This is a genomic window from Kribbella swartbergensis (assembly GCF_054784135.1).
Map to the genome: position 1 here is coordinate 180110 of NZ_BAAGPM010000022.1, position 24657 is coordinate 204766.

22 protein-coding genes are annotated in these 24657 nt (G+C 69.6%); 8 read left to right on the forward strand and 14 right to left on the reverse strand.

Annotation, left to right across the window (positions count from 1 at the left end):
* Window positions 1-167: 167 nt before the first annotated feature.
* The 6 genes from ACYVOK_RS19485 to ACYVOK_RS19510 all read right to left on the reverse strand — a co-directional run bounded on the left by ACYVOK_RS19485 (window position 168) and on the right by ACYVOK_RS19510 (window position 7086).
* Window positions 168-1286: a glycosyltransferase family 4 protein gene (locus tag ACYVOK_RS19485; RefSeq protein WP_460663888.1), complete on the reverse strand. Its 1119-nt coding sequence runs from the start codon at window positions 1284-1286 to the stop codon at window positions 168-170.
* Window positions 1283-2527, reverse strand: coding sequence for a M48 family metallopeptidase (locus ACYVOK_RS19490; RefSeq protein WP_460663889.1), 1245 nt, complete (start codon window positions 2525-2527; stop codon window positions 1283-1285). Before ACYVOK_RS19490 ends, ACYVOK_RS19485 begins: the two co-directional genes overlap by 4 nt.
* Complete coding sequence (locus tag ACYVOK_RS19495) at window positions 2520-4028, reverse strand: hypothetical protein (protein WP_460663890.1); 1509 nt, start codon at window positions 4026-4028, stop codon at window positions 2520-2522. The genes ACYVOK_RS19490 and ACYVOK_RS19495 overlap by 8 nt, the downstream gene beginning before the upstream one ends.
* 98 nt (window positions 4029-4126) lie before the next feature.
* A complete protein-coding gene (locus ACYVOK_RS19500) occupies window positions 4127-5176 on the reverse strand; it encodes a C40 family peptidase (protein ID WP_460663891.1) in 1050 nt (349 codons plus the stop codon).
* 216 nt (window positions 5177-5392) lie between these two features.
* Entirely contained in the window at window positions 5393-5623 is a 231-nt protein-coding gene (locus ACYVOK_RS19505) for a hypothetical protein (RefSeq protein ID WP_460663892.1), read from the reverse strand.
* A 152-nt stretch (window positions 5624-5775) separates the two neighbouring features.
* A complete protein-coding gene (locus ACYVOK_RS19510; protein ID WP_460663893.1) occupies window positions 5776-7086 on the reverse strand; it encodes an NYN domain-containing protein in 1311 nt (436 codons plus the stop codon).
* A 183-nt stretch (window positions 7087-7269) separates the two neighbouring features.
* Here ACYVOK_RS19510 and ACYVOK_RS19515 point away from each other — a divergent pair, with 183 nt between their 5' ends.
* A complete protein-coding gene (locus tag ACYVOK_RS19515) occupies window positions 7270-9051 on the forward strand; it encodes a DEDD exonuclease domain-containing protein (protein ID WP_460663894.1) in 1782 nt (593 codons plus the stop codon).
* Window positions 9052-9264: 213 nt separating this feature from the next.
* Window positions 9265-9552, forward strand: a complete 288-nt coding sequence (locus ACYVOK_RS19520; protein ID WP_460663895.1) for an Lrp/AsnC family transcriptional regulator — start codon at window positions 9265-9267, stop codon at window positions 9550-9552.
* 1347 nt (window positions 9553-10899) lie between these two features.
* Here ACYVOK_RS19520 and ACYVOK_RS19525 read toward each other — a convergent pair.
* The 3 genes from ACYVOK_RS19525 to ACYVOK_RS19535 all read right to left on the reverse strand — a co-directional run bounded on the left by ACYVOK_RS19525 (window position 10900) and on the right by ACYVOK_RS19535 (window position 13141).
* Complete coding sequence (locus tag ACYVOK_RS19525) at window positions 10900-11076, reverse strand: hypothetical protein (protein WP_460663896.1); 177 nt, start codon at window positions 11074-11076, stop codon at window positions 10900-10902.
* 84 nt (window positions 11077-11160) lie between these two features.
* Window positions 11161-12471 (reverse strand): hypothetical protein, encoded by a 1311-nt coding sequence (locus tag ACYVOK_RS19530; RefSeq protein ID WP_460663897.1) that lies wholly within the window; start codon window positions 12469-12471, stop codon window positions 11161-11163.
* A 364-nt stretch (window positions 12472-12835) separates the two neighbouring features.
* Window positions 12836-13141 carry a hypothetical protein gene (locus ACYVOK_RS19535; RefSeq protein ID WP_460663898.1) on the reverse strand — a complete coding sequence of 102 codons (306 nt, stop codon included), beginning with the start codon at window positions 13139-13141 and terminating at the stop codon, window positions 12836-12838.
* Here ACYVOK_RS19535 and ACYVOK_RS19540 point away from each other — a divergent pair.
* Together ACYVOK_RS19540 and ACYVOK_RS19545 are read left to right on the forward strand one after the other, a co-directional pair.
* Window positions 13128-13385 carry a hypothetical protein gene (locus ACYVOK_RS19540; protein ID WP_460663899.1) on the forward strand — a complete coding sequence of 86 codons (258 nt, stop codon included), beginning with the start codon at window positions 13128-13130 and terminating at the stop codon, window positions 13383-13385. The genes ACYVOK_RS19535 and ACYVOK_RS19540 overlap by 14 nt on opposite strands.
* Before the next feature lie 478 nt (window positions 13386-13863).
* A complete protein-coding gene (locus tag ACYVOK_RS19545) occupies window positions 13864-15864 on the forward strand; it encodes a hypothetical protein (RefSeq protein ID WP_460663900.1) in 2001 nt (666 codons plus the stop codon).
* Between the two features lie 47 nt (window positions 15865-15911).
* On the opposite strand, the gene trpD is transcribed toward ACYVOK_RS19545, so the two are convergent.
* Genes trpD through ACYVOK_RS19560 form a run of 3 tightly spaced genes read right to left on the reverse strand, consistent with a single transcriptional unit; the run spans window position 15912 to window position 18356 of the window.
* Window positions 15912-16949, reverse strand: coding sequence for an anthranilate phosphoribosyltransferase (gene trpD, locus ACYVOK_RS19550; protein WP_460663901.1), 1038 nt, complete (start codon window positions 16947-16949; stop codon window positions 15912-15914).
* Window positions 16950-16959: 10 nt separating this feature from the next.
* Window positions 16960-17379 carry an Rv3143 family two-component system response regulator gene (locus ACYVOK_RS19555; protein WP_460663902.1) on the reverse strand — a complete coding sequence of 140 codons (420 nt, stop codon included), beginning with the start codon at window positions 17377-17379 and terminating at the stop codon, window positions 16960-16962.
* Between the two features lie 59 nt (window positions 17380-17438).
* Window positions 17439-18356: a cytochrome c oxidase assembly protein gene (locus ACYVOK_RS19560; protein WP_460663903.1), complete on the reverse strand. Its 918-nt coding sequence runs from the start codon at window positions 18354-18356 to the stop codon at window positions 17439-17441.
* Window positions 18357-18387: 31 nt separating this feature from the next.
* On the opposite strand from ACYVOK_RS19560, the gene ctaE reads away from it, so the two are divergent.
* From ctaE to qcrB, 4 genes are read left to right on the forward strand one after another with little or no spacing between them, the layout of a single operon-like run.
* Complete coding sequence (gene ctaE, locus ACYVOK_RS19565) at window positions 18388-19101, forward strand: aa3-type cytochrome oxidase subunit III (RefSeq protein WP_460663904.1); 714 nt, start codon at window positions 18388-18390, stop codon at window positions 19099-19101.
* Window positions 19098-19964 carry a cytochrome bc1 complex diheme cytochrome c subunit gene (gene qcrC / locus ACYVOK_RS19570; RefSeq protein WP_460663905.1) on the forward strand — a complete coding sequence of 289 codons (867 nt, stop codon included), beginning with the start codon at window positions 19098-19100 and terminating at the stop codon, window positions 19962-19964. Before ctaE ends, qcrC begins: the two co-directional genes overlap by 4 nt.
* Window positions 19961-21013, forward strand: a complete 1053-nt coding sequence (gene qcrA, locus ACYVOK_RS19575; protein ID WP_460663906.1) for a cytochrome bc1 complex Rieske iron-sulfur subunit — start codon at window positions 19961-19963, stop codon at window positions 21011-21013. The genes qcrC and qcrA overlap by 4 nt, the downstream gene beginning before the upstream one ends.
* The gene (gene qcrB / locus ACYVOK_RS19580) at window positions 21010-22677 is read left to right on the forward strand and encodes a cytochrome bc1 complex cytochrome b subunit (protein WP_460663907.1); all 1668 of its coding nucleotides are present in this window, start codon (window positions 21010-21012) and stop codon (window positions 22675-22677) included. The genes qcrA and qcrB overlap by 4 nt, the downstream gene beginning before the upstream one ends.
* A 47-nt stretch (window positions 22678-22724) precedes the next feature.
* On the opposite strand, the gene ACYVOK_RS19585 is transcribed toward qcrB, so the two are convergent.
* Entirely contained in the window at window positions 22725-23069 is a 345-nt protein-coding gene (locus tag ACYVOK_RS19585; protein WP_460663908.1) for a MarR family transcriptional regulator, read from the reverse strand.
* A gap of 345 nt (window positions 23070-23414) precedes the next feature.
* Window positions 23415-24650, reverse strand: a complete 1236-nt coding sequence (locus ACYVOK_RS19590) for a L,D-transpeptidase (RefSeq protein ID WP_460663909.1) — start codon at window positions 24648-24650, stop codon at window positions 23415-23417.
* Window positions 24651-24657: the final 7 nt, after the last annotated feature.

The window sequence follows — 24657 nt, forward strand, 5'->3', positions numbered from 1 at the left end:
AAACGAGACCACCGGGCATCGGAAACAACAACACCGGCGAACCGTTTCCGGTCGCCGGTGGGGGTTTGAGGATGTCAGGCAGCGGCAGCCGGAGAGCGGTGAGCTCGTACGGCTGCGGCAAGTCGGGACATCCGATGCATGTCGGCCAGAGTACACGACTCCCGGACCTAGATGTCCAGTATTTCCCTCAGCACGGCTCCGCTGTGTGACCACGACCAGTTCGCCCGGACCCATTCCCGGCCCGCCGCGCCGAGTGCTTCAGCCTGTGCGGGATCGGTGAGGAGCTCGGCCAGTCGTACGCCGGTCGCGACCGGGTTGTAGGGGTCGACCAGGTAGCCGGTCTCGCCGTGCATGACCGTGTCGCCGGCTCCACCGGAGTCGCCGACCACGACCGGCTTCCCGGTGGCGGAGGCCTCGAGTGTGACGATCCCGAGTGCCTCCGGCTCCAGCCCGAACCGCCGGGTCCGGCACGGCATCGCGAACACGTCGGCGGCGTCGACGTACGGCGGAACGTCGGTCCACGGAACCGGGCCGGTGAACACCACCGACGACCGCACGCCCACCGCCGCAGCCAATCCTTCGAGCCGCTCCCGGTCCGGCCCACCGCCGACGAGCAGCAGCATCGCCGACGGTACAGCGGCCAGCACCTGCGGCCAGGCGCGGATCAGTGTGTCCTGGCCCTTCCGAGGGATCAGCCGCGACACACAAGCCACCACCGGCACTCCTTCGAGCCCGAGCCGCTTCCTGACCTGGTCTCCCCCGCACCCCGGGCGGAACCGGTCCGTGTCGACCCCGGGCGTCAGCCGTCGCATCCGCCGTACCGCGGCCGGTGACAGTGCCGGCGCGATCTGCTGCTCGCACCACGACGACACGGTCGTCACCGTGTCCGCCGCGTCGCCGATCCGCCGCAACGCCTGGCGCGCACCGGGCACACCGGCCCACCACGTCTCGTGCCCGTGCGTCATAGCGACGATCCTGCGGGCGCCGGCCCGTCGTAAAGCCGGTCCCATCAGACCGAGCGGTGCGGCCGCCCCGAACAGCACCCGATCCGCGTCGTGCTCACGCATCAGCCGTACGGCGTACTTCGTGATCCGCGGCGTCGGCAGCAGGACCGACGTACGGTCTCGGACGGCGGTGAACGGCAGCCCCGCGTCGTACGACGTGTCGCCCGGCGAGTGGGAGGTGTAGACGACGACGTCCGGCAGTTCGTCGCACAACGACCGGACGAACGTCTCGATCCCGCCCTGCCGCGGCGGGAAATCGTTGGTGACGACGAGGACCGTCATCGCCGGACCAACGGCGGCACCGCCGTGCCGTGCTCGGCCGCCCAGGCCCGGCCCATCGCGATCCGCTCGGGTGAGGTCGGGTGGCTGGCGAACATCCAGTACCGCCAGCGGCTCGGGTCCAGGCCGGAGATGTTCGTCACGGCCAGGTCGTGCTGCATGGCGACGAAGTTCCCCGGATCGTTGGTCAGCCGCAGCGAGTGGTAGTCGGCCCGGACCTCGATCCGGCGGCTGACCAGGTTCTGCACGGGCGACGCGAGCGTCGTACCGGCGGCGATCAACGCCAGCAGCAACGCGGTCCGCCGCGGGTCGGACATCCGGGCCCCGAGCAACAACCTCAGCAGCGTCACCGCGAAGGCGGCCCCCAGCACGCCGGTCAGTGTGCCGTGCAGTACGTCGTCCTCCGCGGCGTGACCGAGCTCGTGCGCGACGACGAGCCGGACCTGGGCCGGCGGCGTGTCCCTGAGCAGCGTGTCGTAGACGACCAGCCGCCGGGTCGATCCGAAGCCGGAAACGTACGCGTTCAAGGCGGTTGTCCGTTTCGACGCGTCCGCGACCAGCACGTCCTCGACCGGTACGCCGTCGTCCGCGGCCAGCTTCATGAAGTCGTCGCGCTGCGGACCGGCCGGCATCGAGGTGAACTCGTTGAACCGCGGCTCGACCAGCACCGGGTACGCGTACGACACACCGAGCACCAGGACCGCACCGGCGATTGCCGCAGGCAACCACCACCACGTGCGCCAGCGTTTCGCCAGCCCGATCAGGCCGACCGCGATCACCGCCAGGGCCAGCGACATCAGCAGCCAGTTGACCGCCCGGTCACGGGTCCACAGCGCCCAGTCCTCGACCGACAGGCCGTACTTCCGGCTGACCCGCTCGGCCATCACGTCCGTCGGCAAGGTGACGACGCTGGTGATCAGCCCCAGACCGGCGACCAGCAGCGGCACGGCGATGTACCAGCGCTTGATGCGGATGACGTCGTACAGGCGTCGCCCGAGCGGACTGAAGCCGATCACCAGCGGGACCAGGACGGACAGCACCCAGGAGGTGGTCGACCACGGCAACAGCTCGTGCCGGAACGCGTTCTGCCGGGCGATCTCGGCCGCGGTGAAGTCCAGCGTCGCGTCGGGTTCGGGTACGTCGATCAGGTGCCAGGGCGTCGTGGTGACAATGACGGCGACAAGCGCAGCGGCGAGGACGACAGCGGCCACCGGTGGTGCCCAGCGGGATGCCGTGTCAGGCACCGGCCAGCCTCTTGAGGTACTGCTGCCACTCGGCGACGAACTCCTGCTCGGTCATGCCGAGCACCGACTCGAACGCATCGGCCAGACCGGTCGGGCTCCTCGAGGCGTGCACGGCCCGGTAGAACTTCACCAGCTTGTCCCGGCCCTCCCGCTCGGCGATCAGCCGGCAGGCGAGCCAGGCCGACTCGTAGGCCTGGGGCAGCTCCGACGACGACGCGGCGAACGCCTCCGGTGCCGGCAACGCCGACGGCACCTTGCCCGCCCGGACCGCCTTGAACAACTCCTTCGCCGCCGACTCGTCCTGCACCGGAACGGCGGTGAACGCGACGTAGTCCGCGAACCCCTCGGCCAGCCACAACGGCACCGGCGAGGCGGTCGCGGTCGACGCGACATGAGTCGTCTCGTGAGTCAGCACGATCTTGCGGCCCTGCTTGCCGAGCTCGTCGAACAGCTTGGGGTTGGCCACGATCCGAACCGGCGCACCCACCTGCGGAGCGTCCAACTCGGCCATCGTGACCGCGGCGATCTGGGTGTAGGTGTTCGGCTGGGCGCCGAGCACGAACTCCATCTGGGTCTGCTTGGCCGGCAGGTAGACGACCACCTTCTGCCGCCAGTTCCGGCCCCAGACCCGGCTGACCGCCTCGACCGCACGATCCGTCACCGGGACGTAGCTCTCCGCGTCAGCCTCCGAGTCGAGGCTGATCACCAAGCTGTGCTCACCCTTGGCCACGTCGATCGGGCCGAGCGTCCAGATCGGCCGGCGCTGACCCGCGACGAACCGCTCCGAGAACGAGGCCGCGTACGTCGTACCGTCCCGCGTGACGAACGTCACCGGAAGGGTCTCGCGGGCCGGCTTGGCGTCGAAGCCGCTGAGTTGCCAGGACACCTCGACCTGGGCCAGCCAGGACTCCGAACCGCCGAGCGCTGCCTGGCGGTCGGGCGTCAAGGCCGCGGTGTCGTCGCTGACGTAGCGGAACCGGAAGCTGCTGATCGGGAGCTTGGCGAGATTCGCGAAGATCGTCCGGGCGCTCTCCCGGAACCCGGTCGCCTTCGGGTCGATGGTGGCCAGGAACCCGGCGCGGCTCTCCTCCTCGACCGCGGTGGCCATCTTCTGCAACACCGCTCCGCCGACGCTGGCACGCCGTACCCCTTCCGCGGCCTCGTCCGGCGTCGTGGAGGTCTGCGGGGACTGTGCGGTGGTCGGCGCGCCGGGGTCGGCCGGGGCGTCGGCGACCTGGCGCAGGCCGACGTACCCGGCGCCGGCGACCAGGCAGACGGCGAGTCCGAGCGCGATCTTCCGGACGATCGGGGCGAAACCAGGCGGCATCGTCCGGCCGCCATCCGCGCGGCCGGCGGGCTGTGGGCGGTCGTCGGGCTGTGGGCGGTCGGCGGGCTGTGGGCGGTCGTCGGCGGGCGGTACCACCGGGAGGGGCACCGTGTCGCCTTGCTCGTCGATCACCTCGGCCCCTCGCTGCTCACCTGCCCCAGTCAGGCGGGACACTCTACGTGCCTCCTCTGACAGTAGAGCACTCGGACGGTGGTGAAACGACTCGGCTCCGGGGACGAGACCCCGGAGCCGGCGAGCAGGTCAAGAGCGGTTCAGCCCGGGCGGACCGCGGTGGTGAACGGCATCAGGTCGAGCGGGTCGGTCTTCACCGGCTTGCCCGGCCGACTGGCGTGCACGATGCGGCCGTTCCCGATGTAGATCCCGACATGGCTGATCGGCTGGTAGTAGAACACCAGGTCGCCCGGCATCAGCTGGGACTTGCTGACCCGGCGGCCCTCGCTCGCCTGTGCCTTCGACGAATGCGACAGCGAGACGCCCGCCTTGCCCCAGGCGTACATGGTCAGTCCGGAGCAGTCCCAGGAGTTCGGACCGGTGGCACCCCAGACGTAGCTGTCGCCCAGCTGGGCCATGGCGGCCTGGACCGCGATCCCGGCGCGGCCGTTGGCCGGCACCGGCAGGTCGTCCATCCGGTCGCCGTCGCGGCTCGGGCGCTCGTCCCGGGCCTGCTCGGCCTCACGCTCGTTCTCCGCCTGGATCCGGGCCCGCTCCTCGTCGCTGAGCTTGTCGAGGACCTTCTCGGCGGCGTCCAGGTTGGTCTGGATCTGCTTCTTCAGTGCGTCCTGCTGCGCCTGCACGGCCTGCAGCGCGGCGAGCTCGGTCTGCTCACTGGCCTGCAGGTCGGTGAGCTTGCCCTGCGCCTGCTGATAGCGGCGGAGCGCCGAGTTCTGCTGGCCGGCGAAGGCCTGCGCGGTGGAGGCCTGGCTGAGGAACTGGTCCGGGTTCGTCGACAGCAGCAACTGCGCCGTCGTCGTCATTCCGGAGGTCTGGTAGCCGGCGACCGCGAGCGAACCGATCTGCTTCTTCACCGCGTCCACCTGGCTCTGCTGCTTGGCGATGGCCGCCTGCAGCGCCTTCACCCGGGCCGAGGAGGCGCTGATCTGCCCGCGCAGGTCGTTGGCCGACTCACCGGCCTCTTCCGCCTTGTGCTGCAGCGCCGCGACCTGCCGCTTCGCCTCCTCCAGGGTGGGCTTCGGATCCGCGCCCGCGCCGGTCTGGATGAAGATCACGCCCGCGACGACAACGGTGCTGGTGATGGCGGCGAGGGCGATTCCCTTGGTGCGGTTGATGCGTCCGGTGGACACAGCCCGGTCGATCCCTTCCTCTGCTCGCGCCGTCCCCATTGACCACGCCGTCCGCAGCGGAACCTACGCTGCCGGACCTGGCGGGTCACCCATCGGCTTCGTGCTGCCCGGTCGGTCTGATCGGCCGACACCCTGAGGCAACGAGAGGTAACAGTAGTGACCGTTTCGTGACCAGTGCAATTCGCCCCTCGGGTTTGATCGAAAATTAACGAAGCCTCACCCCAGCCCCACGGCCGTATCGCCTTCCCCGTCAGGGGTTTCGGCAGCAGCGTCGGGTTCGATGCTGCTGACAGCGTGGACGAGGCGCAGTGGCGGGACCAGCCCGGACTGGGCCAGCGCGTCCAGCGCCGCCTTCTCGTCGTCGTCGATCCGCAGCGTGCCGGCCCGTTCGGCGCTGAAGCCGAGCACCACCGTGACCACACAGTCCTGGCAGCCCGGACCTCTCATCACACAAGCGTCGCAGTCGATCAGCACAACGTCCTCCAAAGTGGGGAAGCACCCGGACTTGCATCCGGCTGCCAAGGACGCTAAAGACCCCCACCGACAATTTTCCGCCCACCCGGAACAGCCGGGGCCGAGTGGAGGGGCGGATCAGGGCTTCAGGAGCGGGCGATGCGGCTGATCAGGGTGGTTGCCGAGAGCGACCGGGCACCCAGGGTGATGATGCTTTCGGCAACTTCGCGGTCGGTGGAGACGACCACCACCGGGCGGCCCGGCGGCTCGGCCCGGACCAGTTGCCTGATCACTTCGTCGGCGATGACCCCGGGCGGGCTGAACCGCACCCGCACACCGCGCGGCGGATTCAGTTGCACCGGGCCCGAAAGTTCGGCGCCGTCGAACACCACCGTCACTTCGATGCGACGCTGCGCGACCAGCGCGCCCAACGCGGTGACCAGCCGCTGACGCTGGGAGTGCAACGGAGAGTTCGGCCATGCGGTCTTCGTCACGTTGTAGCCGTCGATGATCAGGTGGACCTGCGGCAACGACAGCAACTCGTCGAACAACGCCGGATCGTCGTCCGGCGCCGTACGCCCGACCGGAGCAGCGGACGGCTCCGTCCCGGCGACCGTGTCCGCGGGTCGCAGCTCTCCCCCGGGCGGCAGCGCCAGCTCCCGGCGCAGCCCGCTCGCTGCCTCCAGCAACGTGTCCAGCAGCAACCGGGTCCGCGTCGAGGCGAGTTCGCGTTCCTGTCCCGCCGTACGACGGGCCGCGTGTTCGATCGCCTCGAGTTCGGTGACGCGGGCGCGGAGTTTGCGCAGCTCACGGTCCACTTCGGCGCGCGCGGCCTCGACCCGCTCGTCGGCGGTCCGGGCCTCGACGGTGCGTTGCTCGAGCTCGCTCTGCAGACCCGTGATCCGCTGTCGTGCCTCGTTGAGTTTGCGGCGGAGCGTGACGTTCTCGGCCTTCAGTTCGTTGACCTGTTCGCGCAACCGTTCGCGCACCTGCCGGGTCTCGGTCCGCGCCTGGTCGAGCTGGTCGGACAGCCTGCTGACCGCCTCCTCGACGGCGCGCGGCGCCTCTACCGGCACCTGCGCGGCGGCCGCGGCGACATGCTGTTCCCAGTCGTCCGGGCGGAGCAGGTAGGCCAGTGCCGCGACCTCGACGGGGTCCGCGGCGGGTACGGCTACGCCCTCCGCGACGGCGTCGCCGAGCTCCGGGTGCTCACGCCGTACCTGGAAGGCCGCGAGCCGGCGGAAGTGGTCGTCGGTCTCCAGGATGGGGCCGAGAACGGAGGCCGAGAGCTTCGCCCGCTTGGCCGGCGCGAAACTGGCGAACCGGCGCAGCGGCGGCGGGATGTCGGACGGCGGCAACTGGCCGAGAGCCTGCGCGGCCAGGGCGAGAACCCGTTGCCGGACCGGTTCGGGCAAAGAGGTAGCGGCGGAGCTCGCGGCGGTGCCTGCCTCAGTCACCGGTCCGCAGTCCGGCCCGAACGACGGCCTGGCACGGAGCTGTTGGCCAGTGATGCAGACCACAGCGGCCCGGCGGCGGGGCCGGCTTCGCGGTAGTCGCTTGGGTACGCATACAGAGAGCCTAGTCGACTCCCACGCGTGTCACCTGCGGAATTGTCGGTGGCGGCTCTTAGCGTCGTTGCCATGACCAGCCCGGCTCCGGACCAGCTCATGCCGATTCGTGGTGTGCAGCCGAGTTTCGACGACCTCGGTACGCCGCTGCGCGACGTCACGTTCTGCGTCGTCGACCTGGAGACGACCGGTGGTGCGCCGGCCGAGTCGGGGATCACCGAGATCGGCGCGGTCAAGGTGCGCGGCGGCGTGGTGCTGGGCGAGTTCCAGACGCTGGTCAATCCGTCCGAGCCGATTCCGCCGTTCATCGCCGTACTGACCGGCATCACCGACCTGATGGTTGCCTCGTCACCCCGGATCGAGTCGGTGCTGCCCGCGTTCCTGGAGTTCGCCCGGGGCTGCGTGATGGTGGCGCACAACGCGCCGTTCGACATGGGTTTCCTGAAGCACGAGAGCCTGGTGCACGGGTACGACTGGCCCGATTTCACCGTCGTCGACACCGCGTTGCTGGCCCGCCGGGTGATCACGCCGGACGAGGCGCCGAACTGCAAACTCGGCACGCTGGCCAAGCTGTTCCGCGCCACGACGACGCCGAACCACCGCGCCCTGTCGGACGCCCGGGCGACGGTCGACGTACTGCACGGGCTCTTCGAGCGGGTCGGCTCACTCGGCGTGCAGACGCTGGAGGACCTGCAGACGTTCTCGGCCCGGGTCGCCCCGGCCGTGCGGGCGAAACGGCATCTGGCCGAAACGTTGCCGCACGCACCGGGTGTGTACCTGTTCACCGACGACCGCGGCGAGGTCCTGTACGTCGGGAAGTCGAAGGACCTGCGCAATCGGGTCCGGTCGTACTTCACCGCGTCCGAGACCCGTTCGCGGATCGGGGAGATGATCGGGATCGCCACCGGCGTCCGCGGGATCGAATGCGGCACGTCACTCGAGGCCGAGGTGCGTGAGCTGCGGCTGATCGCGGAGCACAAGCCGCGGTACAACCGGCGGTCGAAGTTCCCGGAACGGCAACACTGGCTGAAGGTCACCGTCGAACCATTTCCACGGCTGTCGCTGGTGAAACAGGTGCGGGACGACGACGCCGGGTATCTCGGCCCGTTCAGCTCGCGGAAGACGGCCGAGCGGGCGATGGCGGCACTGCACGAGGCGTTCCCGATCCGGCAATGTACGGCGCGGATGTCGCGGCACCCGCAGCTGTCGCCGTGCGTCCTGGCCGAGATGGGTCGCTGCCTGGCGCCGTGCGACGGGCGGATCTCGATGGATTCGTACGGCGAGTTCGTCACCGCGCTGCGGACGGCGCTGACCGTGGACCCGACTCCGGTGGTCCAGGCGCTCGACCGGCGGATCGACCTGTTGTCGGCGGACGAGCGCTTCGAGGACGCCGCCGTACACCGGGATCGGCTGAGTGCGTTCGTGCGGAGTTCGGCGCGGATGCAGCGGATGGCGTCGGTGACGGGATGCGCGGAGATCTGCGCGGCCCGGCGGACCGAGGACGGAGGGTGGGAGTTGCACGTGATCCGGCGCGGGCGGCTCGCGGCGGCGGGGATCAGCCCGCGCGGGACGGACCCCCGCAAGTACCTCGACATGCTCCGCGCCTCCGCCGAAACCGTCCTGCCCGGGATCGGCCCGGTCGCGTCCGCCTCCCCCGAGGAGATCGAACTCGTCCTCCGCTGGCTCGACCAGCCCGGGATCCGCCTGGTCGAAATGGACGGCACCTGGACCTGCCCCGTCGCCGGCGCCGGCCGCCACCTCACCCGCCTCGACAACGCCCACTCCGACGAACACCACCACCCCACCGAACGCCGCCGCCGACTCCGCCCACTGGGCCCCGCCCGGGTCGGCTGACCGCACGCAGCCGGTCAGGCGACTGGAGCTCCTCGAATGGAGGCCTTCCCACGGGCGAGGCCGACCTCGGCTGCTCGACCCGGGCGGATCGCGTGGAACGGGCTGCGGCGGTCGGTGCGTCGTACCGGGCGTCCGTCGTACTGGTGGCCACTGGGTTCGGGGGCCGGCGGCACTATGCTTCAGCGGGTTGACGTGATTCGAGGAGAGGACGGCATGGTCACCGCGATCGTGTTCATCAAGGCCGACGTCGCGCGCATTCCGGAGGTCGCCGAGCAGGTGGCGGCGATCGACGGTGTCAGCGAGGTGTACTCCGTCACCGGTGGGCTCGACCTGATCGCGATCGTCCGGGTCGCGCACCACGACGACCTCGCCACCGTCATCCCGGAGAAGGTGAACCGGGTGGCCGGTGTGGTGAGCACGGAGACGCACATCGCCTTCCGCGCGTACTCGACGCACGACCTGGAGGCGGCCTTCAGCCTGGGTCAGGAGGACGGTGTCTGAGGGCAGGGAAACCGCCGCCCCGCTGACACGCGCTGAAGTTACGGTGAACGCATGAGCAACCCTCCCGCTGGCTGGTACCCGGATCCGACCGGCCAGCCGAACACCATCCGCTGGTGGAACGGGAAGCAATGGACCAACCGGACCGAGAAGCAAGACCTCTCCGAGCTGTCCGACGCGGCGTCTGAGGCGAACACGACAACAGCCGACGCCGACAAGTCCTCCTCCGAGGCATCTTCCTCCGGGCCGGGCTCGCCTTCGCAGTCCGGCTCGTCTTCGCAGTCGGACTGGACGATGCTGCCCGACCGGTCGGCGCAGGGTTCGCAGCAGGTTGGTACGTCGAGGCAGGACGCCCAAACAGGCGACGCCGCACAGGCCGGCTGGTCCGCACCGACCGAGGGCTCCGCGCACAGCGGCCGCTCCGCACCGAACGACGAACCTGCGCAGAGCGGCTGGGCAACATCCGCCCAGGGCACCTGGGGAACTCAGAACGCCGCGACCTCCGACCAAGAGGGCTGGGGATCTCAAGACGCCGAAGCCGCGCACGCCGGGTGGGGCCTGCAGGACGACGCCTCCACTGCGCAGGCTGGCTGGGGACCTCGAGACGACGGAGCGGCGCAAGGCGGGTGGGGATCGGAGGATCAGGCCCCCGCTCAGGGTGGCTGGGGTGCAGAGGCCGACTGGGGGCAGGATGACTCGGTTCAGCCCGCCGATTCGGAGCAGAGCGGTCATTCTGCGCAGGACACGAACGCAGCGGGTCAGGATGCTAGCGACGGTTTGACCGCATTCGAGCGGGCGCGGGCGACCTGGAATGCGCCGGTGATCGCGCCGGCGCCCCCGGAGCACTGGACCCAGCAGCCGCTGCCGGATGAGCCGATCAACGAACCCGTTGAAACCGCAGCTCAGCAGACCCCGCAGAACGGCCGAACCCTCAAGCTCGCTCCGGTGCCGGAAGAGCCCGCTGAAGGTACGGCGGACGCCGACGGCACCCAGGAGCCGCAAGGCTGGTCGGCTGTCAGCTGGACCCAACCCCCGGCCACCGCAAAGCCCCAACTGCAGAAGGCCGACGAGCCCATGCAGGCACACCAAAGCCTGGGTCAGGCCGCCCAGGCCCAGGTCGAGGCGACCCAGGCACAAGGCCAGCAGCAAGCCCAGGTGTCCGCGTGGGGTGCCCAAAGCCAACAGGTGTGGAGCATCCACCTCGACGACGACCAGCCGGCGGACCACCAGCACCCGGCCGCCCAGTCCAGCGCCGAGCCAAGCCAGGGCGAACAGCGCTCGGGCGTCCAACAAGACGACGACCCGACACAGATCCAGCAGGCCTGGACCGTGCAGCCTGACGCCCAGCACTCACCCACCCAGCAGCCCTGGGGCGAGCAGCAGGGCCAACAGGCGTGGAGCATCCACCTCGACGACTCGCAGCAAGGCCGGACCGCGCAGCAGACCCCCAACCAGTCCCAGCAGACCCCAAGCCAACAAGGCCCAGGACAGCAGACCGACCGGGACCACCAGGCCTGGGGGCCGCAAGCAGACCAAGCTCAGCAGCCATGGGCGCCGCAGACCAACCAAGGTCAGCAGGCCTCGGGGCCGCAGGCCGACCAGGCTCAGCAGTCATGGGAACCGCAGACCAACCAAGATCAGCAGGCATGGGGGCCGCAAGGCGACGAGGCTCAGCAGGCGCAGGGACAGCAGACCGACCAAGGTGAGCAGGCGCGGGGGGCGCAAGGTCAGCAGGGCCTGGGACAGCAGACCGACCAGGGCCAGCAGGCGCGACGGGCGCAAGCGGACCAAGGTCAGCAGGCATGGGGTCAGGAGGCTGCCCAGGGGCAGCAGGCGTGGGGCGTGCAGGCCGGGGACACCGCGCAAGGCCAGTGGGGTTTGCCGCAAGGCGACCACGAGCCTGACGAGGTACAGCAGGCTCAGACTGGCGACCAGCAAGGCTGGGGCGTGCAGGCGGCGAATCAGGGTTCTGGAGGTTGGGGCCAGGACCAAGCGGCTGCAAACCCATGGCAGGCGGTCAGCGAGCAGGTCGGCACCGGCACCGGTTGGGGACACCCCTCCGACCAGCCCGGCGCCAACCCGCAAGACTCCGGCGACACCGCGGCTGTCCAGCAGGGCCGCAGCGACGCCTGGGGCGACCAGCAGGATTCCGCGGACGCGGGCAGTGTCCAGCACGGTGCCGGCGACGCGTGGGGCAACCAGCAGGGTGCCGCGGACGCGGCGGCCGTTCAGCAGAGTTCCGGCGACGCGTGGGGCAATCAGCAGGGCCCTACCGATGCCCGGGGCAACCAGCAGGGTGCCACGAACACCGCGGCCGGTCAGCAACGGCCCGGCGACGCGTGGGGTAACCAGCACGGTTCCGCGGACGCGGGCAGTGTCCAGCAAGGTGCTGGCGACGCCTGGGGTAACCAGCAGGGTGCGGCGGACGCGGGCAGTGTCCAGCAAGGTGCCGGCGACGCCTGGGGCAACCAGCAGGGTGCCGCGGACGCGGCGGCCGTTCAGCAGGGTTCCAGCGACATGTGGGGCAATCAGCAGGGCTCTGCCGATGCCTGGAGCAACCAGCAGGGTGCCGCCAACACCGCGGCAGGTCAGCAAGGGCCCGGGGACGCGTGGGGTAACCAGCACGGTTCCGCGGACGCGGGCAGTGTCCAGCAGGGTGCTGGGGGCGCCTGGGGTAACCAGCAGGGTGCCGCGGACGCGGCGGCCGTTCAGCAGGATTCCGGCGACACGTGGGGCAATCAGCAGGGCTCTGCCGATGCGTGGGGTAACCAGCGGGGCGCTGGGGGCGCCTGGGGTGACCAGCAGGGTGCCGCGGACGACGGGGCTGTCCGGCAGGGTTCCGGCGGCGGGCGGGGTGACCAGCAGGAGGCTTGGGGGCAGAGCGGGAATGACGGGTGGGGGGCTCGGCAGGACGTTGGCCAAGCTGCGGCTGGGGGCTGGGGGCGGCGAGGGGTGGAGCAGGCGGGGGCTGATGGGTGGGGTCAGCAGGGAGTTGGGCAGGAGGGTGGGGGTGACGTCTGGGGTGGGCGGCAGGCGTGGCAGGTTCGAGAGGCCGAGGTGTCGTCCGGCGGCGGGCGTGGCGGCAAGGCGAAGGGTAAGAAGAGCTCCAGTGGCGGTGGGGGTGCCTCGGCGAAGCTGCCGTTGATGATCGCCGGCGGGGTCGCGCTGGTGATGCTGGTGGTGGCGGCTGTCTTCCTGATCACCTCCGGCGACGACGAGAAGGCCGGCCCGAGACCACGCCGACCAACCAGCCGACCGGCAACCAGCCGACGAATCAGCCGACAGGTCAGAGCAGCACGAAGCCCGGCCAGTCGAAGAACCCCAAGCTGCACGAGGGCGCCCGGATCGCCTCGGACGCGATCTCGTTCCCGCGCCGGAACCCGCCGTGGTCGGACCGGAAGCGGCTGGTTCCGCAACTGCTCAACTCCAGCGGCCAGTACGTCCTGCTGCAGGAGAACTTCGACGGCAAGAACGACTGGTACGCCGACATCTTCGTCGGGGCGCTCGGCACCGGGTCCGGGTTCAACGGCGACCCGAAGGCGACCGCGGCGGCGCTGTCGATCCAGTTGCGGACCTCGATGTACGGCGACATCCCGGTGACGTTCAAGACCGTCAGCAACGGCGCGGTGAAGCGGTCGGACAAGTCGGGCTGGTACTTCCAGCAGACGGTGACCGCGAAGTCGCCGAAGTTGACCGCCCGGGTGCTTACCCTGACGGTGGCCGTCTTCGACCTCGGTGACGGCACCGCAGTCGCCTACATCAGCGACATCCCCACCAACCGGCCGGATCTCAGGACGGCCGAGAGCCAGGCCTACAAGGGAATCAACGTTGGCTGAGAACCAAGACCAGACCCCGCAACCGCCCCAGCGGCCCCCGGCGCGGCACAGTGCACCACCGCACCAGCCCACCCAATCCGTCCAGTCCGGCCACCAGCCGTACCCGCTGGAACCCGCAGTGCCACCCAGCCAGCCACATCCACCGGCCCAGGCACCGCAACCGAACCAGGCGCAGCAGCCGACCCAGCCATACCAATCCGACCCCGCACAGCCAACGGAGCAGGCACTGTCGGCTGATCAGGTGCCGCCTGCCAGCCAGCCGTCACCGGCTGACCGCGCGTTGTCGACTGACCAGGCGTCCCCGGGCGACCGGGCGTTGTCGGGTGAGCGAGCGCTGTCGGCTGACCAGGCGTCACCGCCTGACCGGGCGTTGTCGGGCGAGCGAGCGCTGTCGGCTGACCAGGCGTCACCGGCTGACCGGGCGTTGTCGGGTGACGGGGGTTTGTCGGGTGGCGGGGGTTTGTCGGGTGACCGGGGGTTGGCGGGTGATGATCCATTAGCGGGGACGCCGCAGGCTCCGCCGCCGCCTCCGCCGCGGCCGGCGCATTCCGCGGGGGCGCCGTCCTCTGCTCAGCCGTCCCAGGCCACCCCGCACCAGCAGCCGACCGCGCAGCACTCGGCGCCGCAGCACGCGGCACCGCGAGGCCCGCAGCAGTCGTGGGCGCAGCAGCAATCGACTCAGCAGCAGGCCGCTCAGCAGGGTCAGCAGGGTCAGCCGTACTACGGCCAGCCGCAGCAGCCCACCCACCAGCAGCAGCCGAGCAGGCCGCAGCACGCAGCCCAGCCACCCGGCTCGCCACAACCGAGCTACCAGGGCCAACCCGCGTACGGCGGCCAGCCGTACACCCAACAGCAGAACCAGACCCAGCCACCGTCGCACTCCGCCGAGGGTCAGTCAGCCCAGGCCGAGCTCTCCTACAGCCAGCACCCCGGCCAGACGCAGCCACCGGCACGGGCCACCCAAGCCCAGTCCGCCCAGGGTCAATCAGCCCACGGCGAGCCCTCCTACAGCCAGCACCCCGGCCAGACGCCGTTGGCCCACCCGGCCCAAGCCGAGTCCACCCGGGGTCAAGCTGCCCACGGCCAGCCGTCCGTTGCCCAGCACCCCGGCCAGACGCAGCCACCGGCACACCCCACCCAAGCGCGGTCCGCCGAGGGTCAGGCAGGCCACGGCCAGGCCGCCTACGGCCGGACGCAGTCACCGGACCAACTGACCGCAGCCCAGTCCGCCCAGGGCCAGGCCGCTCAAGGTCAGGCGGCGCAAGGCTCGGGGTTCCTGGGGCAGCAGTCGGCGCAGGCGCCGTACGAACAGCAGTCCGGACAGGCGTCCTACAGACAGGACTCGGCGCAGGCGCCGTACGGACAGCAGTCCGGGCAGGCGTCGTACGGACAGGACTCGGGGCAGGCGCCGTACGCACAGGAGTCCGGGCAGGCGCCGTACGCACAGCAGTCGGCGCAGGCGCCGTACGGACAGCAGTCCGGGCAAGCGTCCTACGGATCGGACTCGGCGCAGGCGGCGTACGGGCAGGACCCGGCGCAACCGTCGTACGGACAGAACCCGGCGCAGGCGTCGTACGGACAGCAGTCGGCGGCGGCGTACGGACAGCAGTCGGCGGCATCGTACGGACAGGACTCGGGACAGGCGGCGTACGGACAGCAGGTGGCGCAGGGGGCGTACGGGTTGCGGGTGGGGCAGGGCGCGTATGGGGAGCGGTTGGCGGGGGTAGGGGGTGGCGGTCGCGGGGGCAGGGCGTCGTTGGACGGTGCGATGAAGGCTCGGTTGGTCGGCGCGCTTGTGCTGGTGCTTGCCGCTCTCGCCACGACCGGTCTCAGTGTCGGGTGGATCTGGACGAAGGCCGACGCGGTCGCGCCGGTCACGTTGCCGTCCGGTGGCCAGTTCCCGATGGAGACGGTCGACCCGTCGGCGAAGCCGTCGCCGACGCCGACCCCGACCGGCAAGGTGCTCGGCACCGAGATGGTTGCCGGTAACAAGGACACCATGCCGATCATGAGTTCGGCGTGGACCAGTGAGTACGAGCGGACCGGCCTGTGGGGCGGCACCGCGATCTGGTTCACCGTGCACGCGAACTACGACGGCAAGAAGAACAGCTGGGGCAACTACGTCGCGTTCGGCCAGTTGGCGCCGGAGATCAAGTACGTGAACACGGCGGCCGGCCGGAAGGAGGCGGCGATCCAGGCGGCCTCGCGGGCGATCGTCAACCTGTACTCGAAGAACGCGCAGGTGTCCAACGCCACGCACACGGCGATCACCGTCGACGGTCACCCGGGTCACGAGGTGACCGCGCGGATCGCGATCAGCCAGCCGCCGCTGAAGGAGACGTTCTCGACGATCATGGTCGCGCTGATCGACCGCGGTGACGGGACGGCGGCGGTGTCGGTCGCGGACATCGCCGGGTCGACACCGGACTGGCAGCGGGTCTGGCGCTACAAGGTCAGCCAGATCAAGATCAACCGGTAAACACAAAAGGCCGGCGGGGAACTACCCCCGCCGGCCTTCACAAGTCCCTAGCGCACCGAGGCGCAGGCCGCGATCCAGCGGTCCAGCACGTCCTTGGCCGCGCCCGAGTCGATCGCCTCCGCGGCCTGGTTCATCCCGGTCCGGATCCGGCTCGTGATCGGCTCGTCGGTCGGCGTGTACGCCGCCAGCGCCGCTCCCGCGTTCAGCAGTACGACGTCGCGCACCGGACCCGGTTCGCCGTCGAGCAACGCCCGGACGACCTTGGCGTTGAACGCCGCGTCCGCACCCTTCAACGCGTCCGCAGCTACCGGCTCGATGCCCAGCTCCCGTGGATCCACCGTGAACGGCCCGTCGACCGAGCCACCGCCGACCGTCCACACCTGCGACGTGGTCCGGGTCGTCAGCTCGTCCAGCCCGTCGTCACCGTGGAACACCAGCGCGTCGATCCCCCGCCGGGCCAGCACCCCGGCCATCAGGTCGGCGATCCGCCCGTCGCCGACGCCGACCGCCTGCGCGGACGGGTCGCCCGGGTTGGCCAGCGGGCCGAGGAAGTTGAAGGTCGTCGGCACACCGAGCTCGCGCCGCGGTACGGCGGCATGCCGCAGCGCCGGGTGGAACGCGGGCGCGAAGCAGAACGTGATCCCGGCCTTCTCCCCCACCTCGGCCACCTGGGCGGCGGTGAGGTCGAGCGGTACGCCGAGCTCCTCGAGAACGTCGGCCGCACCACAGGCCGACGAGGCGGCGCGGTTGCCGTGCTTGAGCACCTTGGCCCCGGCGCCGGCCGCGACGATCGCCGACATGGTGCTGATGTTCACGGTGTGGGCTTGGTCACCGCCGGTCCCGACGACATCCAGGGTCCGGCCAGAGACCGAGATCCGGGTGGCGAACTCGCGCATCGTCGCGACCAGGCCCTCGACCTCGGTGACCGTCTCGCCCTTGGACCGCAGCGCGACCACGAACCCGGCGAGCTGGGCCGGCGACGCGGCACCGGACAGGATCTGCTCCATCGCCCACGCGGTGGCGGACGCGTCCAGGTCCTCACGCCGCAGCAGCGGATTCAGGACCTGTGGCCACGTGTAGGTCATGGCAGCAACGTCAGGCGGTCGTCGCGGGCAGCTTGGCCAGCCGCTGCCGGAGCAGGTCGGCGGTGACCTCGGCCAGCCGGATGGGGTCGATCGGGTGCGACACCGCGCCCTCGGCCCGCGACCAGGTGGCCAGCCAGGCGTCCTGCGGACGGCCCGTGATGACGAGCACCGGCGGGCACTGGAAGATCTCGTCCTTCAACTGCCGGGCGATCCCCATCCCGCCGGCCGGTACCGCCTCGCCGTCCAGGATGGCCAGGTCGATGCCGCCCTTGTCCATGGTCTTGATCACGGCCGGCTCGGTCGCGCACTCGACGTACTCGAGCTCGGGCAGATCCGCGGCAGGCCGCTTGCCCAGCGCCAGCCGGACGGATTCCCGCGTCGTACGGTCGTCGCTGTAGACGAGCACCTTCAGCGGACGCTCTGAACTCATCGATCCATCCCAAGCTGTGTGTGTCTGTGACGAGTGGACATGCAACAACACGGCGAATGCTACCGGGGTGCCTGTCCGCTCCGGCGAGCCTGTTCCTCCAACCGGTCCAGCCGGCGGTCCTCGCGGCGCGCCTCGCGCTGCGACTCCCGCACCCACTGGACGAACAGAACGCCGAAGAAGACCAGCCCGACGATGTCGCCGGAGCCCCACAGCAGGCCGCCGGCGATGTACTGGTCGCGCAGCGGCGAGGGCGACCAGGTCCGCCCGAAGCTGGTGTACCAGTCCTCGGCGATCAGCGTGCTGGCGGACATGATCGTGATGCCGAGGAAGGCGTGGAACGGCAGCGTGAGAAACGTCATGATCAGCCGGAACGGGTAGATCACCCGGCCGGGCACCGGGTCGAGGCCGAGCAGCGGCCAGAAGAACAGCGCGCCGACCAGGATGAAGTGCAGATGCAGCAGGTCGTGCAGCACGGTCGAGCGCAACGTGGCGTCGTACCAGCCGCTGAAGTACAGCGCCCACGGGCTCAGCACGAACAGGGTGAAGCCGATCAGCGGGAAGCACATCACCTTCGCGAACCGCGAGTGCAACACGGAGAGCAACCATTTCCGCGGCCGGGCCGGCAGCGTCCGCAGCGCCAAGGTGACCGGTGCGCCGAGCGCCATCGTCAGCGGCGTCAGCATCGACAGGATCATGTGCTGGGCCATGTGCACGCTGAGCAGCACCGTGTCGTAGGTGCCGAGCGCCGACTGGGTGGCGATCACGGCGCTCCCCAGCCCCAGTCCGACGAAGGCGAAGGTGCGGCCGCGCGACCACTTGTCGCCCCGGGCGCGAAGCCTGTGCACGCCGTACAGGTAGAGCCCTGCCAGTACGACGATCACGCCGAGTAACACCGGTTCGAACGTCCAGGCCGTCAGCAACCGCAGCGGTGTGAGCGGTGCGATCTGGTCGCCCGGCTCGGCGTGGAGGGGAAGCACGCTTCCACACTAGAAAGCACGAGTCGGCGACATGCATGGGGGTGGTCGTGGCACTCGATCCCGCGACCGACATAATGACCGCGTGGCCACTGCAACCGCGCTCCCAGCGTCTCGTGAACACGGACACCACGACCGTCCCAGCATGGTCAGTGTCGGCACGATCGTCTGGCTCTCGAGCGAACTGATGTTCTTCGCCGCCCTGTTCGCGGCGTACTTCACGATCCGGTCGGTGACGACCGCCGCCGCCGCTCCGGGCACGGAGACGTTGTGGCAGGCGTCGACCGAGATGCTGAACGTGCCGTTCGCATCGGTCAACACGTTCATCCTGGTCGCGTCGTCGTTCACCTGCCAGGCGGGCGTGTTCGCCGCCGAGCACGGCAAGGTGGGCCGGAGCGGCTCGCTGCTGGACTTCCGCAAGTGGGGTATGCGTGAGTGGTTCATCCTCACCTACCTGATGGGCGCGGTCTTCATCGGCGGCCAGGTGACCGAGTACGCCGCCCTGATCCACGAGGGGCTGACGATCTCGTCGTCGCCGTACGGGTCGGTCTTCTACCTGACCACCGGTTTCCACGGTCTGCACGTGACCGGCGGTCTCATCGCTTTCGTGTACGTCCTGGCCAGGACGTACATGGCTCGTAAGTTCACCCACGAACAGGCCGTCTCGGCGATCGTCGTGTCGTACTACTGGCACTTCGTCGACGTGGTCTGGATCGCCCTGTTCGCGACCATCTACCTGCTCAAATGAGTGAGAAGAGACTTTCCTTGTCACCGGCGCGCTTTCTCTCCGCGCGACGACGGCACCGGTCTGCCGGCCTCGTCGTGCTCCTGTTCGGCCTCCTGGCAGTGGGTTCGGCGTACGCCGCCTTCGCCCCTGACGAAGCGGTCGCGGACAACTCGGCCCAGTCCCAGCAGATCGAGGAGGGCAAGAAGCTCTTCGCGGTCGGTTGCTCCAGCTGCCACGGCCTGAACGCCGAGGGCGCCGGCAACGGCGAGGGCGAGATGGCCGGGCCGTCGCTGATCGGCGTCGGCGCCGCCGCGGTCGACTTCCAGGTCGGCACCGGCCGGATGCCGGCCATGCAGCCGGGCGCACAGATCCCGCGCAAGGAGCCGGCCTACACGCAGGAGGAGATCGAGGCACTGGCGGCGTACGTCGCCTCCCTCGCCCCCGGCCCGGCCGTTCCGGCGCAGGAGTCGTACGACGTGAGCAAGGCCACCGACGAGCAGGTCACCCGCGGTGGCGAGCTGTTCCGCACCAACTGCACGGCGTGCCACAACTTCGCCGGCCGCGGTGGTGCGCTGCCGAACGGCCGCTACGCGCCGACGCTGATGGGCGTGAGTGAGAAGCACATCTACGAGGCGATGCTCACCGGTCCGCAGCAGATGCCGGTCTTCTCCGACCAGGTGCTGCAGCCGGAGGACAAGCGCGACATCATCGCCTACCTGAAGGCGCTGGAGACCCAGAAGGACCCGGGCGGCTTCGGCCTGGGCCGGCTCGGCCCGGTGTCCGAAGGCCTGTGGGGCTGGCTCGTCGGTGTCGGCGTGCTGGTCGGTGTAGCGGTCTGGATCGGCGCCAAGGGCGTCAAGGCCAAGGGAGCGAAGGCCGAATGAGCGACGAGAAGCTGCCGGCCAAGGCAGACGCGGACGAGGCACACGGGCAGGTCCAGGTCTCGGAGCCGATCCCGGACCCGGGCATCGAGCCGCACGAGTACCGGATCACCGACATCGACCCGAAGGCGGCCGACCGGGCCGAGCGCCAGGTGGCGACGATGTTCGGCCTGGCCACGCTGCTGGTGCTCGGATCCTGCGTCGCGTACTTCGCCATTCCGCGTGACGCCGAGATCGTGTTCGGTCCGCTGTCCGGCAACGCCAACAACATGACGCTGGGCCTGTGCATCGGCCTGGCGCTGTTCCTGATCGGCGCCGGCGCGATCCAGTGGGCCAAGAAGCTGATGGTCGACGAGGAGATCGCCGAGGACCGGCATCCGGCGCACTCGACGCTGGAGCAGAAGGCCGACATCACCGACGCCTTCCAGCAGGGCACGGCGGAGTCGGGATTCACCCGGCGCAAGCTGATCCGGCGCTCGCTGCTCGGCGCGCTCGGTGTGCTCGGCCTGCCGGCCATCGTGCTCCTGCGCGACCTCGGCCCGCTCCCCGGCCGGACCCTGTACCACACGATCTGGGCCAAGGGCATCCGCGTCGTCAACGACGTCACGCTGCGCCCGATCAAGCCGTCCGACCTCGTGGTGGGCCAGCTGGTCAACGCCGCGCCCGCCAACCTGGCACCGATCCAGGAGGAGAGCGGCGTCGAGTACCAGAACGCCAAGGCGAAGGCCGCGGTGATCGTGGTCCGGATCAAGCCGAGCGAGATCCGTACGCCGGCCGGCCGGGAGAACTGGGGTATCGACGGCATCCTCTGCTACTCCAAGATCTGCACCCACGTCGGCTGCCCGATCTCGCTGTACGAGCAGACCACCCACCACGTGCTCTGCCCGTGCCACCAGTCGACGTTCGACCTCGCCGACGGCGCGAAGGTCGTCTTCGGCCCTGCTGCGCGCCCGCTGCCTCAGCTACCGTTGGCAGTGGACTCCGAGGGCTACCTGATCGCACAGAGCGACTTCACCGAGCCAGTCGGTCCGAGCTTCTTCGAACGAGGGTGACCGTAGTGTCTGACAAGGATTTCCCACCACCGGTCAAATATCTCGACGACCGCCTCGGGATCGCCAAGATCGGGCGCAAGAACCTGCGCAAGGTCTTTCCGGACCACTGGTCCTTCATGCTCGGTGAGATCGCGCTCTACAGCTTCATCATCCTGCTCCTGACCGGCACCTTCCTGACGTTCTGGTTCAAGCCGTCGATGGCCGAGATCGAGTACCAGGGCTCGTACAGCCTGCTCAAGGGCCTGCACATGTCCGAGGCCTACGCCTCGACGCTGGACATCTCCTTCGACGTCCGCGGCGGCCTGCTGATGCGGCAGATCCACCACTGGGCGGCGATCCTGTTCATCGCCGCGATGATGGTGCACCTGCTCCGCATCTTCTTCACCGGCGCGTTCCGCAAGCCGCGTGAGCTGAACTGGGTGATCGGTTTCACGATGCTGTTCCTCGGCATCATCGAGGGCTTCCTCGGCTACGGTCTGCCGGACGACCTGCTGTCCGGTACCGGTCTGCGCATCACCCAGGGCATGATCCAGGCGTCACCGGTGATCGGCACGTACCTGAGCTTCTTCATCTTCGGGGGCGAGTTCCCCGGCGACGACATGGTCCCCCGGTTCTTCATCGTGCACGTGCTGCTGATACCCGGGTTGATCCTGTTGCTCGTGACGATCCACCTGTTCCTGGTCGTGTACCACAAGCACACGCAGTACCCGGGCCCCGGCCGGACCAACAACAACGTGGTCGGCTACCCGCTGTGGCCGGTCTACACGGCCAAGGCCGGCGGCTTCTTCTTCGTCGTCTTCGGCATCACCGCCCTGATGGGCGCACTGATGCAGATCAACCCGGTCTGGCTGTACGGCCCGTACAACCCCGCGGAGGTGACGGCGGGATCCCAGCCGGACTGGTACATGGGCTGGCTGGAAGGGTCGGTCCGAATAATGCCGGGCTTCGAGAGCAGTTTCTGGGGTATCACGCTCAGCTGGAACCTGATCATCCCGGCCCTGCTGGTGCCTCCCGCCTTCGTCACGCTGGTCGCGCTCTACCCGTTCATCGAAGCGTGGATCACCGGCGACAAGCGCGAACACCACCTGCTGGACCGGCCGCGCAACATGCCGACCCGGACCGGTATCGGTGCCGCCTTCATCACCTTCTACGGCCTGCTCTGGGTCGGTGGTGGTAACGACCTGATCGCCACCCACTTCGGTGTCTCGCTGAACGCCGTGACCTGGTTCCTCCGGTTCGCGGTGATCCTCGGCCCGATCTTCGCGTTCTGGGTCACCCGGCGGATCGCGATCTCGCTGCAGCGGGCCGACAACGAGCGGATCCTGCACGGCCTGGAGACCGGTGTCATCGTCCGCTCTCCCGAGGGGCGCTACTCGGAGAAGCACGCGCCGATCTCGACGTACGAGGCCTACGAGCTCACCGCGCGGGATCGGATCCTGCCGCTGGACATCGGTCCGGAGACCGACGAGAACGGCGTCCGCGCCCCGCGCCGGGCCCTGAACAAGCTCCGCGCCCGGTTGTCGCGCTTCTACTTCGCCGACGCGGTGCAGAAGCCGACCACGCACGAGGTCGAGGCCGCGCACGCCCACGGCCACGACTCCGACGAGATCCACGAGCTGACCGAGACGGAGACGTACCGCGAGGTCACGAGCGATCGCTCCTGATCCCCGCACCACTCGAGAAGCCCCGGCGATTGCCGGGGCTTCTTGCGTTACCGGATCGCTTCGGCGACCTCTCGCAGGTACCTGTCCACGACGGCTCGCTCGGTCGGCCGGAGCTCGACGGCGATCAGGCGCTCGAGCAGGGGGCCGAAGAACTGCCAGCCGAGGTCCACGGCCGCGTCGGAGACCTGAAGCCGGGAGCTCCGGCCGTCCGAGCGGCTTCTGAGGCGTTCGACATGGCCGGCGGCCTCCAGGCGGCGGATGACCGCGGTCGTCGCCTGAGAGGTGATCCCAAGCTGCTGCGCGAGCCAGGTGGGCGTCGCCTCCACGCCGGCGCGTTCAGCGTCGAGGAGCCGGATCAGCGCGCGTACGTCGGTCCCGTGCAGTCCCGTCATACGCGCGAACTCCCCCACCGCCAACTCCAGCCGCAACGCAACCTCCCGCAGCCGATTCACGAGCCAGCCTGGGCACACCTAGCCGCCCTGGCCACCCTCGAGCCGACCACCCGCCAAGTCCGCCCGACCTCCTGGTCGTCGTAGCCAACCGCTCGAAGGCGCACAACCCCACCACCCTCGCCGACCGAGCAACCGCCGCCGGCGCAACCGTCCGACGCCTCGACACCGCCACGCACCACTCCCTCCCAGCCCTCCATGCGGACGAACTGGTGGAGGCCTACCTGGGTTCGTGACGCACGACCCCCTCCGCCCAGGTGGCGCGGAGGGGGTCGTGGAGAGCTGATGTCAGGACAGGGCTGAGCCGGCTTTGTAGGTGGCCCAGGTCATGTTCCAGTCGGTCCAGCCGTTGCCGGGCTCCATGGTGCGGGCGGTGCCGGTGACGATGACCGGGTCGCCGCGGAGGGTCTGCTGGAAGTACCAGGCGCCGTTGGCGAGGCTCATGCCGACGCAGCCGTGGCTGACGTTCTCACTGCCTTGGCTGCCGCTGGACCATGGCGCGCCGTGGATGAACTCACCGGACGTCGTGACCCGCTGGGCCCACTTCACGTCGCGGATGTCGTAGTACTCCGGGTCGCCCGGCTTGATGCCGACGGTGCGCGCGTCCATCCGCTTGGTCGGGAACTTCTCCATGATCACCTTCACCCCGCTGCGGGTGGTAAAGCCGTCCTTGCCGGCGGTGATCGGGATGGTCCGGGCCAGCTTGCCGTTGATGACGACCGACATCGTGTGCCGCTTGACGTCGACCTTGGTGACCACGGACTTGCCGATGCTGAACGAGATCTTCCGGCTGGCCGAACCCCACACGCTGTTGCCGGCGTTGACGCCCTGGGTGTCGATGTTCACCGTCACCTTGGTGCCGGCCGGCCAGTAGTTCTTCGGCCGGTAGTTGACCTGCTTGCTGTTCATCCAGTGCCAGCTGCCGTCGACCGGGACCGAGGTGGTCACCTTGAGCCGCTTCTCCACCGCGGCGCGATCCTTGACCGGGTTGTTCCAGTAGATCTGGATCGGCATCGCGACGCCGACGGTCTCACCGTTCAGCGGCGCGACAGAGGCCTTCAAGTTCTTCGCCGCCTTGAGCGTCCTGAACGTCGAGCTGATCGGCACGGTGGCGCCGTCGGTGCCCTCCGCGGAGCCGGTCACGGTGTACGTCGCACCCGGCTCGAGCTGCGGCAGGGCGGTCCACTCGTTCTTGTCCGCGTTGAAGCTGCCGGCCACCTTGTCGCCGTCGTCGTCCTCGAGTGTGACGTCCTTCAACGTGCCGACCGAGGTCTTCACGGTCACCGCCGTGTCCGGCTTGACTCCGGTGGCGCCCTTGGCCGGGACGACCGAGACGCTGGCCTTGCCCGGGTCCTGCGTCGGGGTGGTGGAGGCATCGGGGGTGGTCGAGGCACCCGGCGTACCGCTGCTGCTCTGCGTCGCGTCAGGCGACGACGGGGAACCCCCCGCCTCGGTGTCGCTGCACGCGGCGCCGGCCAGCAGCATCACGCAGATCCCCACCACGGCAAGGCCGCGCTTCCTCACCGAACCA